The organism is Enterobacter cloacae complex sp. 2022EL-00788, from assembly GCF_026627565.1.
GTDB classification, from domain to species: Bacteria; Pseudomonadota; Gammaproteobacteria; order Enterobacterales; family Enterobacteriaceae; genus Enterobacter; species Enterobacter pasteurii.
The window spans coordinates 143,396-162,806 of record NZ_JAPNMC010000003.1; the positions used below are offsets into that span (position 1 = coordinate 143,396).

Annotated in this window: 13 protein-coding genes; 8 read left to right on the forward strand and 5 right to left on the reverse strand. The window is 58.4% G+C overall.

Annotated features, from left to right (window positions below):
* Positions 1–5 precede the first annotated feature (5 nt).
* A complete protein-coding gene (gene rcsB, locus OWK27_RS05475) occupies positions 6–656 on the forward strand; it encodes a response regulator transcription factor RcsB (RefSeq protein WP_003859405.1) in 651 nt (216 codons plus the stop codon).
* Positions 657–743: 87 nt separating this feature from the next.
* Here rcsB and rcsC read toward each other — a convergent pair whose 3' ends face one another.
* A complete protein-coding gene (gene rcsC, locus OWK27_RS05480; protein WP_267589989.1) occupies positions 744–3,590 on the reverse strand; it encodes a two-component system sensor histidine kinase RcsC in 2,847 nt (948 codons plus the stop codon).
* A gap of 134 nt (positions 3,591–3,724) precedes the next feature.
* Positions 3,725–6,361, reverse strand: a complete 2,637-nt coding sequence (gene gyrA, locus OWK27_RS05485) for a DNA topoisomerase (ATP-hydrolyzing) subunit A (protein WP_148419891.1) — start codon at positions 6,359–6,361, stop codon at positions 3,725–3,727.
* Between the two features lie 146 nt (positions 6,362–6,507).
* Between gyrA and ubiG the strand changes: the two genes are divergently transcribed.
* From ubiG to yfaE, 4 genes are all read left to right on the forward strand, one after another.
* A complete protein-coding gene (gene ubiG, locus OWK27_RS05490) occupies positions 6,508–7,236 on the forward strand; it encodes a bifunctional 2-polyprenyl-6-hydroxyphenol methylase/3-demethylubiquinol 3-O-methyltransferase UbiG (protein WP_148419892.1) in 729 nt (242 codons plus the stop codon).
* Between the two features lie 349 nt (positions 7,237–7,585).
* Positions 7,586–9,871 (forward strand): class 1a ribonucleoside-diphosphate reductase subunit alpha, encoded by a 2,286-nt coding sequence (gene nrdA, locus OWK27_RS05495; RefSeq protein WP_176609863.1) that lies wholly within the window; start codon positions 7,586–7,588, stop codon positions 9,869–9,871.
* Between the two features lie 127 nt (positions 9,872–9,998).
* The gene (gene nrdB, locus OWK27_RS05500) at positions 9,999–11,129 is read left to right on the forward strand and encodes a class Ia ribonucleoside-diphosphate reductase subunit beta (RefSeq protein WP_047346599.1); all 1,131 of its coding nucleotides are present in this window, start codon (positions 9,999–10,001) and stop codon (positions 11,127–11,129) included.
* Positions 11,129–11,383, forward strand: a complete 255-nt coding sequence (gene yfaE / locus OWK27_RS05505) for a class I ribonucleotide reductase maintenance protein YfaE (RefSeq protein WP_010433414.1) — start codon at positions 11,129–11,131, stop codon at positions 11,381–11,383. Before nrdB ends, yfaE begins: the two co-directional genes overlap by 1 nt.
* Before the next feature lie 23 nt (positions 11,384–11,406).
* On the opposite strand, the gene glpQ is transcribed toward yfaE, so the two are convergent.
* Positions 11,407–12,459: a glycerophosphodiester phosphodiesterase gene (glpQ, locus tag OWK27_RS05510; protein WP_242172065.1), complete on the reverse strand. Its 1,053-nt coding sequence runs from the start codon at positions 12,457–12,459 to the stop codon at positions 11,407–11,409.
* A gap of 11 nt (positions 12,460–12,470) precedes the next feature.
* Positions 12,471–13,823, reverse strand: a complete 1,353-nt coding sequence (gene glpT / locus OWK27_RS05515) for a glycerol-3-phosphate transporter (RefSeq protein WP_176609861.1) — start codon at positions 13,821–13,823, stop codon at positions 12,471–12,473.
* 250 nt (positions 13,824–14,073) lie between these two features.
* Between glpT and glpA the strand changes: the two genes are divergently transcribed.
* From glpA to glpC, 3 genes are read left to right on the forward strand one after another with little or no spacing between them, the layout of a single operon-like run.
* Positions 14,074–15,702 carry an anaerobic glycerol-3-phosphate dehydrogenase subunit A gene (gene glpA, locus OWK27_RS05520; protein WP_267589990.1) on the forward strand — a complete coding sequence of 543 codons (1,629 nt, stop codon included), beginning with the start codon at positions 14,074–14,076 and terminating at the stop codon, positions 15,700–15,702.
* Positions 15,692–16,909, forward strand: coding sequence for a glycerol-3-phosphate dehydrogenase subunit GlpB (glpB, locus tag OWK27_RS05525; RefSeq protein WP_267589991.1), 1,218 nt, complete (start codon positions 15,692–15,694; stop codon positions 16,907–16,909). Before glpA ends, glpB begins: the two co-directional genes overlap by 11 nt.
* Positions 16,906–18,096 carry an anaerobic glycerol-3-phosphate dehydrogenase subunit GlpC gene (gene glpC / locus OWK27_RS05530; RefSeq protein ID WP_267589992.1) on the forward strand — a complete coding sequence of 397 codons (1,191 nt, stop codon included), beginning with the start codon at positions 16,906–16,908 and terminating at the stop codon, positions 18,094–18,096. The genes glpB and glpC overlap by 4 nt, the downstream gene beginning before the upstream one ends.
* 31 nt (positions 18,097–18,127) lie before the next feature.
* On the opposite strand, the gene OWK27_RS05535 is transcribed toward glpC, so the two are convergent.
* On the reverse strand, positions 18,128–19,327 hold the full coding sequence (locus OWK27_RS05535; RefSeq protein ID WP_242172060.1) for a nicotinamide mononucleotide deamidase-related protein YfaY: 1,200 nt from the start codon (positions 19,325–19,327) through the stop codon (positions 18,128–18,130).
* Positions 19,328–19,411: the final 84 nt, after the last annotated feature.

The following is a 19,411-nucleotide window of genomic DNA, read 5'->3' on the forward strand; positions in this document are numbered from 1 at the left end:
TATACATGAACAATATGAACGTAATTATTGCCGATGACCATCCGATTGTACTGTTCGGTATTCGCAAATCACTTGAACAGATCGAGTGGGTGAATGTAGTCGGTGAATTTGAAGACTCCACAGCTCTCATCAACAACCTGCCTAAACTTGATGCGCACGTGCTCATTACCGATCTCTCTATGCCGGGAGATAAATACGGTGATGGGATCACGCTTATCAAATACATTAAACGTCACTTCCCGGACATTTCGATCATTGTTCTGACCATGAACAATAACCCGGCGATCCTGAGCGCCGTTCTTGATCTCGATATCGAAGGGATTGTGCTGAAACAAGGCGCGCCTACCGATCTGCCAAAAGCCCTTGCGGCGCTGCAGAAAGGGAAGAAATTCACGCCTGAGAGCGTCTCACGTCTGCTCGAAAAAATCAGCGCGGGCGGCTATGGCGACAAGCGTCTCTCACCAAAAGAGAGTGAAGTTCTGCGCCTGTTCGCTGAAGGTTTCCTGGTAACGGAAATTGCCAAGAAGCTGAACCGCAGCATCAAAACCATCAGCAGCCAGAAGAAATCAGCGATGATGAAGCTGGGTGTGGATAACGATATCGCCCTGCTGAACTACCTCTCCTCCGTGACGCTGAGCGCGACGGACAAGGATTGATCCCAACGGGTGTGCGGCCTGTTGCCCGCACCCTGCCCTCTTCCCCGGCAGAGAGCACCAGTAAAAAAGGCCCTTGCGGGCCTATTTTTACGTCCGCGTTTTCCTCACGCGCTCCGCATAAACAGACAGCGTTTGTTTGAGCACGTCCAGCGTGACCGGCTTCGACAGACAGCTGTCCATTCCCGACTCCAGACAGCGCTGCTTCTCTTCCGCCAGCGCGTTGGCCGTAACCCCAACCACCGGCAACGTCAGGCCCAGCTGGCGGATACGCTGCGTCAGGCGGTAGCCGTCCATGTTTGGCATGTTCACATCGCTGAGCACGATATCAATATGGTTCTTACTCAGGACATTCAGGGCATCCACCCCGTCGTTGGCCGTTTTACACTGATAGCCCAGGGAGCCCAGCTGGTCGGCGAGCAGACGACGGTTTATCGGGTGATCGTCGACGACCAGAATCATCATGTCGTCGTTCACCGACGCCAGTTCATCCGGGGAAGCCAGGGCGGTGGCGCCGTCGCTGTCCTCAAGCTGTACGCTGTAAATGCGCGCCAGCAGGCCCAGCAGCTCGTGCGGCGTCGCCACGCTGTGCACCCATACTCCAGGTGATCGCTCAACCGGGATACCGATATGCCGACGGCAGAACGTTACCACGCCGCGCCCCGCCCACGCCTGCTCCGGCTCGACGTCGGTGATCAGCATGTCGTCCGCATCCGGCGTCTGGCCTTCGTAGCGCGATACCCGCACGCCGCTGCTGGTCAGCATCGAGGTCAGGAAATCCTGTAAGGAGGCGTTGTGCACCGCCAGCCAGCAACGCTTATCGCTCAGCCCGTCGACCGTGGTTTTTGCCGGATAGTGCGCGGAATAGAGCGGAATACGGATGGTGAACTGGCTGCCCATGCCTGGCTCGGTATCCACGGAGATATCCCCGTCCATCATGCTGATAAGCTTCTCGCATATCGCCAGACCCAGCCCGGTCCCCTGGAAGTTACGCTGGACGCCAGTTCCTACCTGGAAGAACGGATCGAACAGGCGCACAACCTCTTTCGCCGGAATGCCGACGCCCGTGTCGCGCACGCGTATGGTCAGGTAATCCCCTGCCCGACTGACGTGCAGCACAATACAGCCGATATCGGTGAATTTGATGGCGTTGCTCAGCAGGTTAGAGATGACCTGCTGCAGACGCATCGGGTCGCCGTGCAGCGTCAGGGGCACATCCGGCTCGATAAAGCAGTACAGCCCCAGCTGTTTACGCACGACCAGCGGCAGATAGTTGGCGCTGATATGGTTCATCACCTCGCGCGGGGAGAACTCGCGCGGTTCAATCTTCAGCTGCTCGGATTCAATTTTTGAGAAGTCGAGAATGTCGCTGATGATTTTCAGCAGCAGGCTGGATGAGTTATTCATCGCCGTAACCAGCCTGTCGACCCCTTTAGGCAGCTCTTTGGTCTGGAGCAGATCGAGGTTACCGATGATGCCGTACAGCGGCGTGCGCAGTTCGTGGCTGACGGTGGCAAGGAACATGGATTTCGACTGGCTCGCCTGCTCCGCCGCCTGCGCCATGTCCTGCAGTGACTCTTCCATCTTCACGCGCGCGGAGACGTCCACCAGCACGCAGATCGCTACGTTTTCATTGCGGTAACGCGAATGGACGAAGCTGATTTGCAGGTTGGTGTGGGTGCTGGTCAGGACATCCACAAAGTTAACCTGCTGCCCGCAGATGATCTGCGTTAACCGCTGGCGGTCTTCATGCGTCAGCATGTTCAGGTAGTTATGGGCAAGCTCGTTGCTGAGGATATTCGTGCCGTCCTGGGTGCGCAGGATACAGATCCCTACCGGCGCCGAGGCGACAATTTTACGGTTAAACTGCTCGTGCTCCTCCAGACGCTGGGCGTCCGCTTCCGCCGGAATGAAAATCCGCCGCTCGTACATGCGCGCCAGCATAAACAGCGCCACGCCTACCGCGATGTTCAGCAAGATGGCGTTGAGGATCAGGATACGAATGCGCTCCAGCACCTTGTCGACAGGCAGCGAGTAAACAATGCTCAGCGACGATGGCGGCAGGCTTTTCTTCAGCACCAGCTCGCGGAAACCGGAGGTATAGCCAAACCATGAGCGCTCCTGCATCCAGCCGGGTTCAACTTTCAGACGGTTTTCAGGCCCGGCAAGCGAGATAAGCGGGTGGCCGTTTTCATCCAGAATGGTCACGCCCATCGGCAGGCTGCCCGGCGTGAAGAAGTTTTCCATGCGGATGGTTTGCTCAATGCCCAGCAGCGCCTGCAGGCGGTTCCCGAGGTAAACCGGGGTCAGGGCGTAGAAATAGCCGACGCCCATGCGCGGGCCCTGGCTTATCCAGAAGATGTTGTTCCCCCGCTCTTCCTGCGGTGCGTTGCGGTATTTCACAATGCGTTCATGCAGGCTTTTCAGCGCGTCTTCCCGCTCCATCGGCATATCCCGCAGGCCGAAATCCGCCATGCACAGGTTTTCGTTACCAATCAGGTAGACGCGGTTCAGATCATAGGCGGCTGAAAAGTTGTCGCGCCAGTAGCGCATGAACCACGACAGCGATTCCAGCGATCCGCGCCAGGCTTTGCCCATGGCTGAACAATCGGAGTCCGGGAAGAGCGGTTCGAAATCAGGTACTTCCGTTTTTTCATCCCGACCACGGATGGCCAGGATGCCGTTCTCCGCCGTCAGTCGATTCTCAGCAATATACTTAAGCTCTTTCATCACGTCAGACGTGCGCTGGATATAGCGCTGGGCCTGGTCTGAACTTAAGTTAAACTCCTGGCGGATCTCCGCTTCTTTCTGGTTTAACGCGTTGACGATGTAAAACACCGAGAGTAGCGCCACCAGCAACCATAGCAGCAGCGCAAGCGCCCGAAACAGATAGCGAGAGACTTTAAGCGTGGTACGAAAGGAGACGAGGTATTTCAAAGGGGCGAGGCTCCGCCATCGGGGAAAAAAGAATGTGGTTAAGGTAGCGGTAAACGCGGCTTGTCGCAACGTTCACTTGTCTGCTTGCGCAAAACAAAAGGGCCGGAAACCGGCCCTTTACGCGTCAGGAGACGTTACTCGTCAGCATCATCTGCTGGTTCATCATCGGTGTCCGCTTCCGGTGCGATTTCATCATCACCTTCCGCGACGCTTCCGTCGATTGAGTCGAGCTCTTCGTCATCCACCGGCTCGGCAACGCGTTGCAGACCCACAACGTTTTCATCTTCCGCAGTACGGATGAGGATCACGCCCTGGGTGTTACGACCCACCACGCTGATCTCGGAGACGCGGGTACGCACCAGCGTACCGGCATCGGTGATCATCATGATCTGGTCCGCGTCGTCCACCTGCACCGCGCCCACAACGGAACCGTTGCGCTCGGTCACTTTGATGGAGATAACGCCCTGCGTGCCGCGTGATTTGGTCGGATATTCGCTTTCCGCCGTGCGTTTACCGTAGCCGTTCTGGGTGACGGTGAGGATTGCGCCTTCGCCACGTGGAACGATCAGGGACACAACGGCGTCTTCACCCGCCAGCTTGATACCACGCACGCCGGTCGCGGTACGACCCATTGCGCGCACGGCGTTCTCCTTGAAGCGCACCACTTTACCGGCCGCAGAGAACAGCATCACTTCATCGGAACCGGAAGTCAGATCGACACCGATTAGCTCGTCGCCTTCGTTCAGGTTCACCGCAATAATACCGGCAGAGCGCGGACGGCTGAACTCGGTGAGCGCGGTTTTCTTCACGGTACCGCTGGCGGTGGCCATAAAGACGTTCACGCCCTCTTCGTACTCGCGTACCGGCAGGATGGCGGTGATACGTTCGTTCGCTTCCAGCGGCAGCAGGTTAACGATTGGACGACCACGCGCTCCACGGCTCGCTTCCGGCAGCTGATAGACTTTCATCCAGTACAGACGACCACGGCTTGAGAAGCAGAGGATCGTGTCGTGGGTGTTCGCCACCAGCAGACGGTCAATGAAGTCTTCTTCTTTAATACGCGCCGCTGATTTGCCTTTACCGCCACGACGCTGTGCTTCGTAGTCGGTCAACGGCTGATACTTCACATAGCCCTGGTGAGACAGGGTAACCACCACGTCTTCGCGGTTAATCAGATCTTCAATGTTGATATCAGAGCTGTTGGCCGTGATTTCGGTACGGCGCTCGTCGCCGAACTGATCGCGCACCAGCTCCAGCTCTTCGCGGATCACTTCCATCAGGCGCTCTGCGCTACCCAGGATGTGCAGCAGCTCGGCGATTTGCTCCAGCAGCTCTTTGTACTCGTCGAGCAGTTTTTCATGCTCAAGACCGGTCAGCTTCTGCAAACGCAGATCCAGAATCGCCTGAGCCTGCTGCTCGGTCAGGTAGTACTGCCCGTCACGCACGCCAAATTCCGGTTCCAGCCACTCTGGACGCGCGGCGTCATCACCCGCACGTTCCAGCATTGCCGCCACGTTACCCAGGTCCCATGGACGCGCAACCAGCGACGCTTTCGCTTCTGCCGGCGTTGGCGCACGGCGGATCAGCTCGATGATTGGGTCGATGTTCGCCAGCGCAACGGCCAGTGCTTCAAGGATATGCGCACGGTCACGCGCTTTGCGCAGTTCGAAGATGGTACGGCGCGTCACCACTTCACGGCGGTGACGCACGAACGCGCTCAGGATCTCTTTCAGGTTCATGATTTTCGGCTGACCATGGTGCAGCGCAACCATGTTAATACCGAAGGAGACCTGAAGCTGAGTCTGGGAGTAAAGGTTGTTCAGCACAACTTCACCCACCGCGTCGCGCTTGATTTCAATCACGATGCGCATACCGTCTTTATCAGACTCGTCGCGCAGCGCGCTGATACCTTCAACACGTTTTTCTTTAACCAGCTCGGCGATTTTTTCAATCAGACGCGCTTTGTTCACCTGATACGGGATCTCGTGAACAATGATGGTTTCACGGCCGGTTTTGGCGTCCGCTTCCACTTCGGCGCGGGCACGGATGTAAATCTTGCCGCGACCGGTGCGGTACGCTTCTTCAATACCACGACGACCGTTGATGATTGCCGCCGTCGGGAAGTCCGGGCCCGGAATGTGTTCCATCAGCCCTTCAATGCTGATGTCTTCATCGTCGATATAGGCCAGGCAGCCGTTAATCACTTCCGTGATGTTGTGCGGCGGAATGTTGGTTGCCATACCGACGGCGATACCGGACGAACCGTTCACCAGCAGGTTAGGGATCTTCGTTGGCATAACGTCAGGAATTTTTTCCGTGCCGTCGTAGTTATCAACGAAATCAACCGTCTCTTTTTCCAGGTCGGCCATCAGCTCATGGGCAATCTTCGCCAGACGGATTTCCGTATAACGCATTGCCGCGGCGGAGTCGCCGTCGATAGAACCAAAGTTACCCTGACCATCTACCAGCATGTAGCGCAGCGAGAACGGCTGCGCCATACGGACAATGGTGTCGTACACCGCGGAATCACCATGGGGATGGTACTTACCGATTACGTCACCAACGACACGGGCAGATTTTTTGTAGGCTTTATTCCAGTCATTGCCCAATACGTTCATGGCGTATAGTACGCGACGGTGTACCGGCTTCAGGCCATCGCGGACGTCCGGCAGCGCACGGCCAACAATGACCGACATCGCATAGTCCAGATAGGAGCTTTTCAGCTCTTCCTCGATGTTAACCGGTGTAATTTCTCTCGCAAGGTCGCTCATCTAACCGCTATCCCTCTACTGTATCCCGGATTCAAAGGTCGCAAATTATAACACAGCCGCGGTGATACAGGTAAACCTATACGCTTTATTCACGGGGATTGCCTGATATACTCATTTGTCTTGCTAAATAAGGAGTAAAAGCGCCCATGAATGCCGAAAAATCCCCGGTGGCTCACAACGTTGACCACGAAGAGATTGCCAAATTTGAAGCGGTGGCGTCCCGCTGGTGGGATCTCGAAGGTGAGTTCAAACCTCTGCATCGTATTAACCCGCTGCGTCTGGGCTATATCGCGGAGCGTTCCGGCGGTCTGTTCGGTAAGAAAGTGCTCGACGTGGGCTGCGGCGGCGGCATCCTGGCGGAAAGCATGGCCCGCGAAGGCGCCACCGTTACCGGTCTGGACATGGGCTTCGAACCTCTGCAGGTGGCTCGTCTTCATGCCCTGGAGTCCGGCGTGCAGGTGGAGTACGTACAGGAGACCGTAGAAGAACATGCGGCAAAACACGCGCACCAGTATGATGTCGTGACCTGCATGGAGATGCTGGAGCACGTTCCCGATCCGCAGTCGGTGGTCAGCGCCTGTGCGAAACTGGTCAAGCCGGGCGGTCAGGTCTTCTTCTCCACCATCAACCGTAACGGCAAAGCCTGGCTGATGGCCGTGGTTGGTGCAGAGTATGTCCTGCGCATGGTGCCGAAAGGAACGCACGACGTGAAGAAATTCATCAAGCCTGCCGAGCTGCTGAGCTGGGTTGACCAGACGTGGCTCAAGGAGCAGCACATGACGGGCCTGCACTACAACCCGCTGACGGATAAATTCAAGCTCGCGCCGGGCGTTGATGTTAACTATATGTTGCACACAACCGCCAAAAACGCCTAACGTCATTCGTTATTCTTATAAAGATTGCGCGACATCATGTTGCGCAATTCTGACCTCCCGTTGAAGAAATCAGCACTCGATCAAATTTTGAATTTTTTTTCTGAAATATTGACATCTCTTCCAGGCCTTACGGTACGAGGACTTAGGCTTTTTTACCCTTTCACAACCTCAATTTAACCTCAAAATCAACCCTTGTGCTGAAAAGATTCGATACTAGAATACTCACCATATAGCGTTCTTCTTATCGCAAAACCCCTATATGTAGTATTTATCCACAGAGTTAGTCACAAGACGGATCTGTGGATAAGCGGGGGATATTTTTTTATTTCACGGACAGGTAAAAACCCACATGAATCAGAGTCTGCTGGTGACAAAGCGCGACGGTACTACCGAGCGCATCAATCTGGACAAAATCCATCGAGTTCTCGACTGGGCAGCAGAAGGACTGAACAACGTATCTATCTCCCAGGTTGAACTGCGTTCTCATATTCAGTTCTACGACGGCATCAAAACGTCTGATATCCACGAAACCATCATCAAGGCGGCGGCAGATCTGATCTCCCGCGACGCGCCGGATTATCAGTACCTCGCTGCACGTCTGGCCATCTTCCACCTGCGTAAAAAAGCCTACGGCCAGTTCGAGCCGCCGAAGCTTTACGACCACGTGGTAAAAATGGTTGAGCTGGGCAAATACGATACGCATCTGCTGGAAGACTATACGGAAGAAGAGTTCGAGCAGATGAACGGGTTTATCGATCACTGGCGCGACATGAACTTCTCCTACGCGGCGGTGAAGCAGCTCGAAGGTAAATACCTGGTTCAGAACCGTGTGACGGGCGAAATCTACGAGAGCGCCCAGTTCCTCTATATTCTGGTGGCCGCCTGCCTGTTCTCTAATTATCCACGCGAAACCCGTCTGGACTACGTGAAGCGTTTCTACGATGCGGTGTCGACGTTCAAGATCTCGCTGCCAACGCCAATCATGTCTGGCGTGCGTACCCCTACCCGTCAGTTCAGCTCCTGCGTGCTGATCGAGTGCGGTGACAGCCTGGATTCCATTAACGCCACCTCCAGCGCCATTGTGAAATACGTTTCCCAGCGCGCCGGTATCGGCATCAACGCCGGTCGCATCCGCGCGCTGGGCAGCCCGATTCGCGGCGGGGAAGCGTTCCACACCGGCTGTATCCCGTTCTACAAGCACTTCCAGACCGCAGTGAAATCCTGCTCTCAGGGCGGCGTGCGCGGCGGTGCAGCAACCCTGTTCTACCCGATGTGGCACCTGGAAGTGGAAAGCCTGCTGGTTCTGAAAAACAACCGCGGCGTGGAAGGCAACCGCGTGCGCCACATGGACTACGGCGTACAGATCAACAAGCTGATGTACACCCGCCTGCTGAAAGGCGAGGACATCACCCTGTTCAGCCCGTCTGACGTCCCGGGCCTGTACGACGCGTTCTTCGCCGATCAGGACGAGTTCGAGCGTCTGTACACCAAATACGAAAAAGACGACAGCATCCGCAAGCAGCGCGTGAAGGCGGTAGACCTGTTCTCCCTGATGATGCAGGAACGTGCCTCTACCGGCCGTATCTACATCCAGAACGTTGACCACTGCAACACCCACAGCCCGTTCGACCCGGTCGTTGCGCCAGTGCGCCAGTCTAACCTGTGCCTTGAGATCGCCCTGCCGACCAAACCGCTGGAAGACGTGAACGACGAAAACGGCGAAATCGCGCTGTGTACGCTCTCTGCGTTCAACCTGGGTGCGATTAAGAGCCTGAACGAGCTGGAAGAGCTGGCCGTGCTGGCGGTTCGTGCCCTCGACGCCCTGCTGGACTACCAGGATTACCCGATCCCGGCGGCAAAACGCGGCGCAATGGGCCGTCGTACCCTGGGTATTGGCGTGATTAACTTCGCCTACTGGCTGGCGAAAAACGGCAAGCGTTACTCCGACGGCAGCGCCAACAACCTGACCCACCAGACGTTCGAAGCGATTCAGTATTACCTGATGAAAGCCTCCAACGAGCTGGCGAAAGAGCAAGGCGCGTGCCCGTGGTTCAACGAAACCACCTATGCGAAAGGCATTCTGCCGATCGACACCTACAAAAAAGACCTGGATGCGATCGTCAGCGAGCCGCTGCATCTCGACTGGGAAGGCCTGCGCGAGTCCATCAAGACTCACGGCCTGCGTAACTCCACGCTCTCTGCCCTGATGCCGTCCGAGACCTCCTCGCAGATCTCTAACGCCACCAACGGGATTGAGCCGCCGCGCGGCCACGTCAGCATCAAAGCGTCCAAAGACGGCGTGCTGCGTCAGGTTGTGCCGGATTACGAAACGCTGGGCAACAACTACGAGCTGCTGTGGGAAATGCCAAACAACGACGGCTACCTGCAGCTGGTGGGTATCATGCAGAAGTTCATCGACCAGTCGATCTCTGCCAATACCAACTATGACCCGACGCGCTTCCCGTCCGGCAAGGTTCCGATGCAGCAGCTGCTGAAAGACCTGCTCACCGCCTATAAGTTTGGCGTGAAAACCCTGTACTATCACAACACCCGTGACGGTGCGGAAGACGCTCAGGACGACCTGGTGCCGTCAATTCAGGACGATGGCTGCGAAAGCGGCGCATGTAAGATCTAATAATACGCCCCTCACCCCGGCCCACTCCCCACAGGGGCGAGGGTGAAAAAATTGCTCCGAACGTTTCCCTCTCCCCTCAGGGGAGAGGGTTAGGGTGAGGGGAAATAACACCACAGGACTCACCGCAATGGCATATACCACCTTTTCACAGACGAAAAACGACCAGCTCAAAGAGCCGATGTTCTTCGGCCAGCCGGTCAACGTGGCACGCTACGATCAGCAAAAATATGACATCTTCGAAAAGCTGATTGAAAAGCAACTCTCCTTCTTCTGGCGTCCGGAAGAAGTTGACGTTTCCCGCGATCGTATCGATTTCCAGGCGCTGCCGGATCACGAAAAGCACATCTTCCTCAGCAACCTGAAATACCAGACGCTGCTGGACTCCATTCAGGGCCGTAGCCCGAACGTGGCGCTGCTGCCGCTGATCTCCATCCCTGAGCTGGAAACCTGGGTAGAAACCTGGGCGTTCTCCGAGACGATCCACTCCCGCTCTTACACCCACATCATCCGCAACATCGTTAACGATCCGGCGGTGGTGTTTGACGATATCGTTACCAACGAGCAGATCCAGAAACGTGCGGAAGGCATTTCGCACTACTACGACGAGCTGATTGAGATGACCAGCTACTGGCACCTGCTGGGCGAAGGCACGCACAACGTGAACGGCAAAACCGTCACCGTGAACCTGCGCGCGCTGAAAAAGCAGCTGTACCTGTGCCTGATGAGCGTCAACGCGCTGGAAGCAATTCGCTTCTACGTGAGCTTCGCCTGCTCCTTCGCCTTTGCCGAGCGCAAGCTGATGGAAGGCAACGCCAAAATCATCCGCCTGATCGCCCGTGACGAAGCCCTGCACCTGACCGGCACCCAGCATATGCTGAACCTGCTGCGCAGCGGTACGGACGACCCGGAGATGGCGGAAATTGCTGAAGAGTGCAAGCAGGAGTGCTACGACCTGTTCGTTCTGGCCGCGCAGCAGGAGAAAGAGTGGGCAGACTACCTGTTCCGCGACGGCTCCATGATCGGCCTGAATAAAGACATCCTGTGCCAGTACGTTGAGTACATCACCAACATCCGCATGCAGGCCGTTGGTCTCGACCTGCCGTTCCAGACGCGCTCTAACCCGATTCCGTGGATCAACACCTGGCTGGTGTCCGATAACGTGCAGGTGGCGCCGCAGGAAGTCGAGGTGAGCTCCTATCTGGTCGGTCAGATTGACTCTGAAGTCAACACCGACGATCTGAGCGACTTCCAGCTCTGATGACGCGCGTAACGCTGAGCCTTTCGGGTACAGAAGTGCTGTGCCAGGAAGAGCACCCTTCTCTGCTGGTGGCGCTTGAAGCGCATCAGGTGGAGGTAGAGTACCAGTGTCGCGAAGGCTACTGCGGCTCCTGCCGCTGCCGACTGGTCGCCGGTCAGGTAGACTGGCTGACCGAACCGCTGGCCTTTATCAGTGAAGGGGAAATTTTGCCCTGCTGCTGCCGCGCGAAAGGCGATATTGAGATCGAGATGTAAAAAAGGGCCTTGCGGCCCTTTTTCTATTTTAAGAACTCCACCGCTTTATCCGGGAAATCCGTAAACAGTCCGTCCACGCCTGCCTGGTTGTACAATATCTCATAAAGCTGATTCACGTCCGTGGCATACGGCGGCAGCTGGTCGGCACGCACCGTATACGGATGCACCTGCATCTTGCTGGCATGCGCCTCCTTCACCATCGCCGTGAGCTTCACGTGGCCCGGCGTTGAGCCTTCCGCCACCAGCATGTGGTAATCCGGCCCGATACCGTCGGCGTACTGCGCAATCTGCTTCATCGCGCCCGGCTTAAACATCCAGTCGTAGCTGTAGTTCACCCACTTCCCGTCCGGCTGCTTCTCCTGGGTTTCGTTCCAGTCGGTATAAGCAATCAGCTGTACCAGATTGAGGTTCATCCCCATCTTCGGCTCCAGCTCGGTTTTAATGCGCTTCAGCTCAGCGGCGTCAAAACACTGGAGATAGGCTTTGTCCTGCTTGCTGGTGTAGCCGTACTGCTTCAGCACCTCCAGCGTTTTCGCGGCAATGTCCTTCCCTTCCTGATGGTGGAACCACGGCGCCTTGATTTCCGGGTAGATGCCGATATTTTTCCCGGTTGAGTGGTTCAGCCCCTGAACAAACTCAATCTCTTCCTGGAAGGTATGAATACGGAAGTCGGACTTGCCCATCGGGAAGCGTCCCGGATAGACCTGCACCTTCTTACCGTTCTCAATCTCGAAGCCTTCGGTAAACTTCAGCGAGCGGATCTCCGCCAGCGTGAAGTCGATGGCGTAGTAGCGGCCGTCTTTGCGGGCGCGGTCCGGGAAGCGTTCCGCCACGTCCGTAACGCGGTCGAGATAGTGGTCATGCAGGACGACCAGCTGGTCGTCTTTGGTCATGACCAGATCCTGCTCCAGATAATCCGCGCCCTGCGCATAGGCCATCGCTTTCGCCGGCAGCGTATGCTCCGGCAGATAGCCGCTGGCGCCGCGGTGGGCGATGACGATTTTATCCGCCGCCAGCGCGGAGCCGGTCATTAAACCGGCCAGCAGCAGGCCGGTTGTTAAGTAAGATAATTTCATGCCCATGCTCCTTATTGACGACGCGCCTGCACTTCGGCGTGGTGACGTTTTTCACCAATCATCACAATGATGAGCAGCAGAACCGCCAGCACGCTGCCGCCAATCATCACCATAAAGCCACCGTCCCAGCCGAAGAAGTCAACGGTATAGCCGACGATAGCACTTGCCGCCACGGAACCGCCCAGATAGCCAAACAGGCCGGTAAAGCCTGCCGCCGTTCCTGCCGCCTTCTTCGGCGCCAGCTCCAGCGCGTGCAGGCCAATCAGCATTACCGGGCCGTAAATCAGGAAGCCGATGACGATCATACAGGCCATGTCCACGCCCGGGTTGCCCGGCGGGTTGAGCCAGTAAACGACCGTCGCGATGGTCACCAGGGTCATAAAGAACACGCCCGTTGCGCCGCGGTTGCCTTTAAACACCTTGTCCGACATCCAGCCGCAAATCAGCGTCCCCGGGATCCCCGCGTATTCATACAGGAAGTAGGCCCAGGACGATTTATCCAGCGCGAAGTGCTTCACCTCTTTCAGGTAGGTTGGCGACCAGTCGAGAATGCCGTAACGCAGCAGGTAAACAAAGACGTTTGCCACCGCGATGTACCACAGCAGCCTGTTGGGCAGGACGTACTTCATGAAGATCTGCTTTGCCGTCAGCTCTTCTTCATGCTTCTCGCTGTAATCATCCGGATAGTCGTTTTTGTACTCTTCAATCGGCGGCAGGCCGCAGGACTGCGGCGTATCGCGCATCAGCGCAAAGGCGATAAGCGCGACCAGGATTGCCCCGAAGGCTGGCATATAAAGCGCGGCGTGCCAGTCGTTGAACCAGGCCATCCCCAGCAGGAACAGCAGCGGAGGAAGCCCTCCCCCGACGTTATGCGCGCAGTTCCAGACCGATACAATGCCGCCGCGCTCCTTCTGCGACCACCAGTGCACCATGGTGCGTCCGCACGGCGGCCACCCCATCCCCTGGAACCAGCCGCAGAGGAACAGCAGCACGAACATGACGGCAATGCTGGACGTCGCCCACGGCACAAAGCCCATAAACAGCATCACCGCTGCCGCCAGGATCAGGCCGGCGGGCAGGAACACGCGCGGATTCGAGCGATCCGACACGGACCCCATAATAAATTTCGAAAAACCGTAGGCGATAGAGATCCCCGACAGCGCGAAACCCAGATCGCCGCGCGAGAAGCCCTGCTCCACCAGGTACGGCATGGCGAGCGCGAAGTTTTTACGTACCAGGTAGTACGCCGCATAGCCAAAGAAAATCCCCATGAAGATTTGCCAACGCAGACGGCGGTAGAGAGGGTCTATCTCTGCCTCTGGCAGTCGCGCCCGATGTGGCGCAGGTTTAAAGATACTGAGCATAACAGCCTCCGTGGCCTTTCAAAAAATGACCGGACATAACGCGCCCGGCTACAGAGGCGGCGATGTTAAGAAATCACGGTGATTGTTACTGTGAATCAACGCACAGATTGTTACAGAAATATGACAGAATGCGCAAAAAAGCGCATGAAATCACGTTTCACTTTCGAATTTCGCGCGTTTATGTTCGAAATCAAACAAACCACACTATCACTGTGGCTAAATGCTAAAAAACGAACATAGAGGAAAGGCAATGACAATTCACGATCCACGCTACAGCGATGTGATTATCATTGGCGGTGGCGCGACGGGTGCCGGCATCGCACGCGACTGCGCCCTGCGGGGGCTGAGCGTCACGCTTCTGGAACGCCACGATATCGCCACCGGCGCGACCGGGCGAAACCACGGCCTGCTGCACAGCGGCGCGCGCTACGCGGTTACCGATGCGGAATCCGCGCGCGAATGCATCGCGGAGAACCAGATCCTCAGGCGCATCGCCCGCCACTGCGTTGAGCCCACCGACGGGCTCTTTATTACCCTTCCCGAAGATGACCTCGCCTTTCAGCATACCTTTATTACCGCCTGCACGGCGGCAGGCATCCGCGCGGAGGCAATCGATCCTGCGCTGGCGCGCCGTCTTGAACCGTCGGTCAACCCGGCCTTACTCGGCGCGGTAAAAGTGCCTGACGGCACCGTTGACCCCTTCCGCCTGACCGCCGCGAATATGCTGGACGCGCGCGAGCACGGCGCACGTATTCTGACCGGGCATAGCGTCACCGGGCTTATTCGTGAAGGCAATACCGTGCGCGGGGTGCGCGTTCTGGATACGCAGTATAACGAACACAGCGAGCTGTATGCCGCCGTAGTGGTGAACGCGGCGGGGATCTGGGGCCAGCGCATCGCAGAATATGCCGATTTAGCCATCCGCATGTTCCCGGCAAAGGGTTCGCTGCTGATCCTCGATCACCGCATCAATAACCATGTGATCAACCGCTGCCGCAAACCGTCCGACGCCGACATCCTGGTGCCCGGCGACACCATTTCGCTCATCGGCACGACGTCTACGCACGTCGACTATAGCGACATTGACGTTAACCGCGTCACTGCTGAAGAGGTGGACATTCTGCTGCGCGAAGGGGAAAAGCTGGCCCCGGCGATGGCGCAGACCCGCATCCTGCGCGCCTATGCCGGGGTGCGCCCGCTGGTTGCCAGCGATAACGACCCGAGCGGGCGCAACGTCAGCCGCGGCATCGTGCTGCTCGATCACGCCGAGCGCGACGGCATGGACGGGTTTATCACCATCACCGGCGGTAAGCTGATGACCTACCGCCTGATGGCGCAGTGGGCCACCGACGCGGTCTGCCGCAAGCTCGGGAACACCACGCCGTGCGTCACGGCAGAACGGGCCCTGCCTGGCTCGCAGCAGTCGACAGAAAAAACGCTGCACAGCATCATTTCCCTTCCCGCGCCGCTTCGCGGTTCGGCGATTTACCGCCACGGCGACCGCACCCCGGCCTGGCTCGGTGAAGGGCGGCTGAGCCGCAGCCTGGTGTGCGAATGCGAAGCCGTAACCGCAGGCGAGGTGCAGTATGCGGTGGAAAACCTGACGGTGAACAACCTGCTCGACTTACGCCGCCGCACGCGCGTGGGGATGGGCACCTGCCAGGGGGAGCTCTGCGCCTGCCGCGCAGCCGGGTTGCTGCAACGTTTTCACGCGACCACCTCTACCCAGTCGCTCGCCCAGCTGAGCGATTTTTTAAACGAGCGCTGGAAAGGCATTCAGCCCGTCGCCTGGGGCGATGCCCTGCGCGAAAGCGAGTTTACCCGCTGGGTCTATCAGGGGCTTTGCGGCCTGGAGAAGGAGCCAAATCATGAAATTTGATACCGTGATCGTCGGCGGCGGGCTGGCGGGCCTGCTCTGCGGCATTAAGCTGACGCAGCAGGGTCTGCGCTGCGCCATCGTGACCCGTGGACAAAGCGCCCTTCACTTCTCCTCCGGCTCGCTGGATTTACTGGGCGCGCTGACGCTTGCGGATCTCCCGCCCGAGCACCCCTACCGCCTGACGGGCGCAGAGAATATGGCCCGCTTTGCCTGTGAAGCTGAACATCTGCTGTCCACCTGCGGCGCCCGCATGCAGGGTGACGCAGAACAAAATCATCTGCGCGTTACGCCGCTCGGCACCCTGCGCGCCGCCTGGCTTAGTCCGGAAGAGGTGCCCGTCGCCCCCATCACGGCGGCACGCGTGCTGGTGGTTGGGATCGGCGGTTTCCTCGATTTCCAGCCGCACCTGGCCGCCGCGTCTCTTAAGCAGCAGGGGGTGCAGGCGGAGACGGCAGAGATTGACCTTCCCGAACTCGACGTGCTGCGCGAGAACCCCAGCGAGTTTCGTGCGGTGAATATCGCCCGCCTGCTGGATAATGAACGTTACTGGCCGCGCCTGTACGAGGCGCTTCGGCCGCTCGGCGAGAGCTGCGACGCCCTGTTTATGCCCGCCTGTTTTGGCTTAAGCGACAACCGGCTCTGGCGCTGGCTCTCGGAGCGCCTGCCCTGCACGCTCGGTTTACTGCCGACGCTTCCCCCTTCCGTGCCCGGCATTCGTCTGCATACCCAGCTGCAGCGCCAGTTTGTCGCGCAGGGCGGCGTGTGGATGGCGGGCGACGAGGTGAAGAAAATCACCCTGAACGGGGGCGCGGCAGGTGAAGTCTGGACCCGCAACCACGGCGATATCCCCCTTCGCGCGTGCTATACGGTGCTGGCCAGCGGCAGCTTTTTCAGCAACGGTCTGCTGAGCAGCCGGGATGGCGTGCGTGAGGCGATCCTCGGGCTGGACGTCCGGCAAAGCGGCTCCCGCGCGGACTGGTATCAGAGCGATTTCTTCGCCCCGCAGCCGTGGCAGCAGTTCGGCGTCATCGTTGACGACCAGCTGCGTCCGCAGCTGCACGGGAAACCGGTTGAAAATCTTTACGCCATCGGCTCGGTTCTGGGCGGATACGATCCCGTGGCGCAGGGCTGCGGCGGCGGCGTTTGCGCGGTTACCGCGCTGCACGTTGCGGAGCAGATTATCCAGCGCAGGGAGGCTGCACGATGAACGACACCCGTTTTGAAAGCTGTATCAAATGCACGGTCTGCACCACGGTTTGCCCGGTGAGCGGCGTGGATCCGCGCTATCCCGGCCCGAAACAGGCCGGCCCCGACGGAGAACGTCTGCGCCTGAAGGACGGGGCGCTGTACGACGAGGCGCTGAAATACTGCATCAACTGCAAACGCTGCGAAGTTGCCTGCCCGTCGGACGTGAAGATTGGCGACATCATCCAGCGCGCCCGGGCGCGCTACAGCACGCAAAAGCCGACGCTGCGCGACGCGATACTGAGCCACACCGACCTGATGGGCAGCGTCTCCACGCCTTTCGCGCCGGTGGTCAATGCCGCCACCGCGCTAAAACCGGTGCGCAGGCTGCTGGACGCAACGCTTAAAATCGACCATCACCGTAGCCTGCCGAAATACGCTCACGGCACCTTCCGCCGCTGGTATAAATCCGTGGCGGCAGATCAGGCGCATTTTGCCGACCAGGTCGCCTTCTTCCACGGCTGCTACGTGAACTACAACCATCCGCAGCTGGGAAAAGACCTGCTGAAGGTGCTGAACGCCATGGGAACAGGCGTACAGCTGGTGAGCAAGGAGAAGTGCTGCGGCGTTCCGCTGATTGCCAACGGTTTTACCGACAAAGCGCGCAAGCAGGCGAAAAGCAACGTCACCGCTTTGCGCGAGGCGATCGTCGACAAAGGGATCCCGGTGCTGGCGACGTCGTCAACCTGCACCTTCACGCTGCGCGATGAATATCCTCACCTGCTGGACGTGGATAACAGCTGCCTGCGCGAGCACATTGAGCTGGCGACCCGCTTTCTCTGGCGCAGGCTGGACGGCGGGCAGACGCTGCCGCTGGGCAACCTGCCGCTGAAGGTGGTGTATCACACCCCGTGTCATATGGAGAAGATGGGCTGGTCAATCTATACGCTGGAGCTGCTGCGGCTGATCCCGGGGCTGGATCTGACGGTGCTGGATTCCCGCTGCTGCGGCATCGCAGGCACCTACGGCTTTAAGCGGGAAAATTACCAGACGTCACAGGCGATTGGGGCTCCGCTGTTCCGCCAGATTGAAGAAAGCGGCGCGGATATCGTGGTGACCGACTGCGAAACCTGTAAATGGCAGATTGAGATGTCCACCAGCAAGCGCTGTGAACATCCCATTAGCCTGCTTGCAAAAGCGCTGGCGTAACCGTTGCCGGGGCCATCGCCCCGGCGACCGCTTACTCGACGAACAGCGTTTCCACCACGTTGATCCAGCCGTGCTCGCTGGCGACCTCTTTCCCGTTCAGCCAGCGGCGCAGCATGTTCAGCGCCATCATCGCGCATACCTCCTGGCGCACGGCCAGGCTATGGCGGGTAATGCTCATCTTCACGCGCAGGGCGTGCGTGCCTTCCGGCGTCGCCAGGGCAAGGTTGAGGTATTCGTCATCCAGCCCGCCGACGAACAGCGCCAGCCCCGCGAAATGCTTCACTCTGCGCTCGGACGCCCAGCGTGCCGTCTGCGCCAGCGTCTCCTGCTGGAACGGCACCACTTCGCTGGCCAGCAGCGGCGCACCCGCGCGGGTAAGCTGAAGCGCCAGAAGCCCACCGGTAAACTGCTCGCTTAGCGTCACGCTCAGCTGGCGAGACTGCAAATGCCGTGCAATCTGCGCCGGCAGCCCTTCCGTGCCTTCGAAGATCAGGCTTTCCCCGGCAACGCGCTGCACCTCAGGCCACAGCGCCAGCATGGCGGCTTTTTCCGTCGCCGGCCCGGTCAGCTTGAGTTCGATAATCGGCATGGAGGAGCGATAGCCCATCGACACGCCGGGCGGCAGCTGCAGGCCGTCGAGGCTCTGGGCCAGATCGCTCTCCGAGCGGCCAAACGTGGTCAGGCGCAGGCACAGCGGCGGTTCAGGCAGGGTGAAGCGCGCGCGCAGGCGCGGCAGGATCTGCTGCTCGACCATCACCTTAAATTCCGACGGCACGCCGGGGGTGAAGAACATCAGGCAGCGGTTAAGCTGAACGGCAAACCCGCAGGCGGTGCCGACCGGGTTATCAATCAGTTCCGCACTGGCGGGAATTTCAGCCTGTTTGCGGTTGCTGGGAGCCATTACGCGGCCACGATCGGAGAAAAAGCGCTCCATCTGCGCCAGCCACGCCTCGTGCAGCACCAGCCCTTCGCCTTTGGCCGTGGCGGCGGCCAGCGCGCTAAGATCGTCGCTGGTGGGACCCAGCCCGCCGTTCACAATCAGCACGTCGCACTGCTCGCTGCGCTCGCGCAGAACGTTGACCAGTGACTCAAGACTGTCGCCCACCGTGTTGCGGCGCGTTAACGGTAATCCTTGCTCAAAGAAGAGATCGGCGAGCCAGGCGGCATTGGTATCAATGATTTGCCCATGCAGCACTTCGTCGCCAGTGGATAACATTTCCACGTTTATCATTGTGTTCTCCCATTTCAATGGTCAAAACACTATAGCGCAATCGAAGAGCGGGGGAAGAGAGAAACTGGCGCGACGGAACGCCGC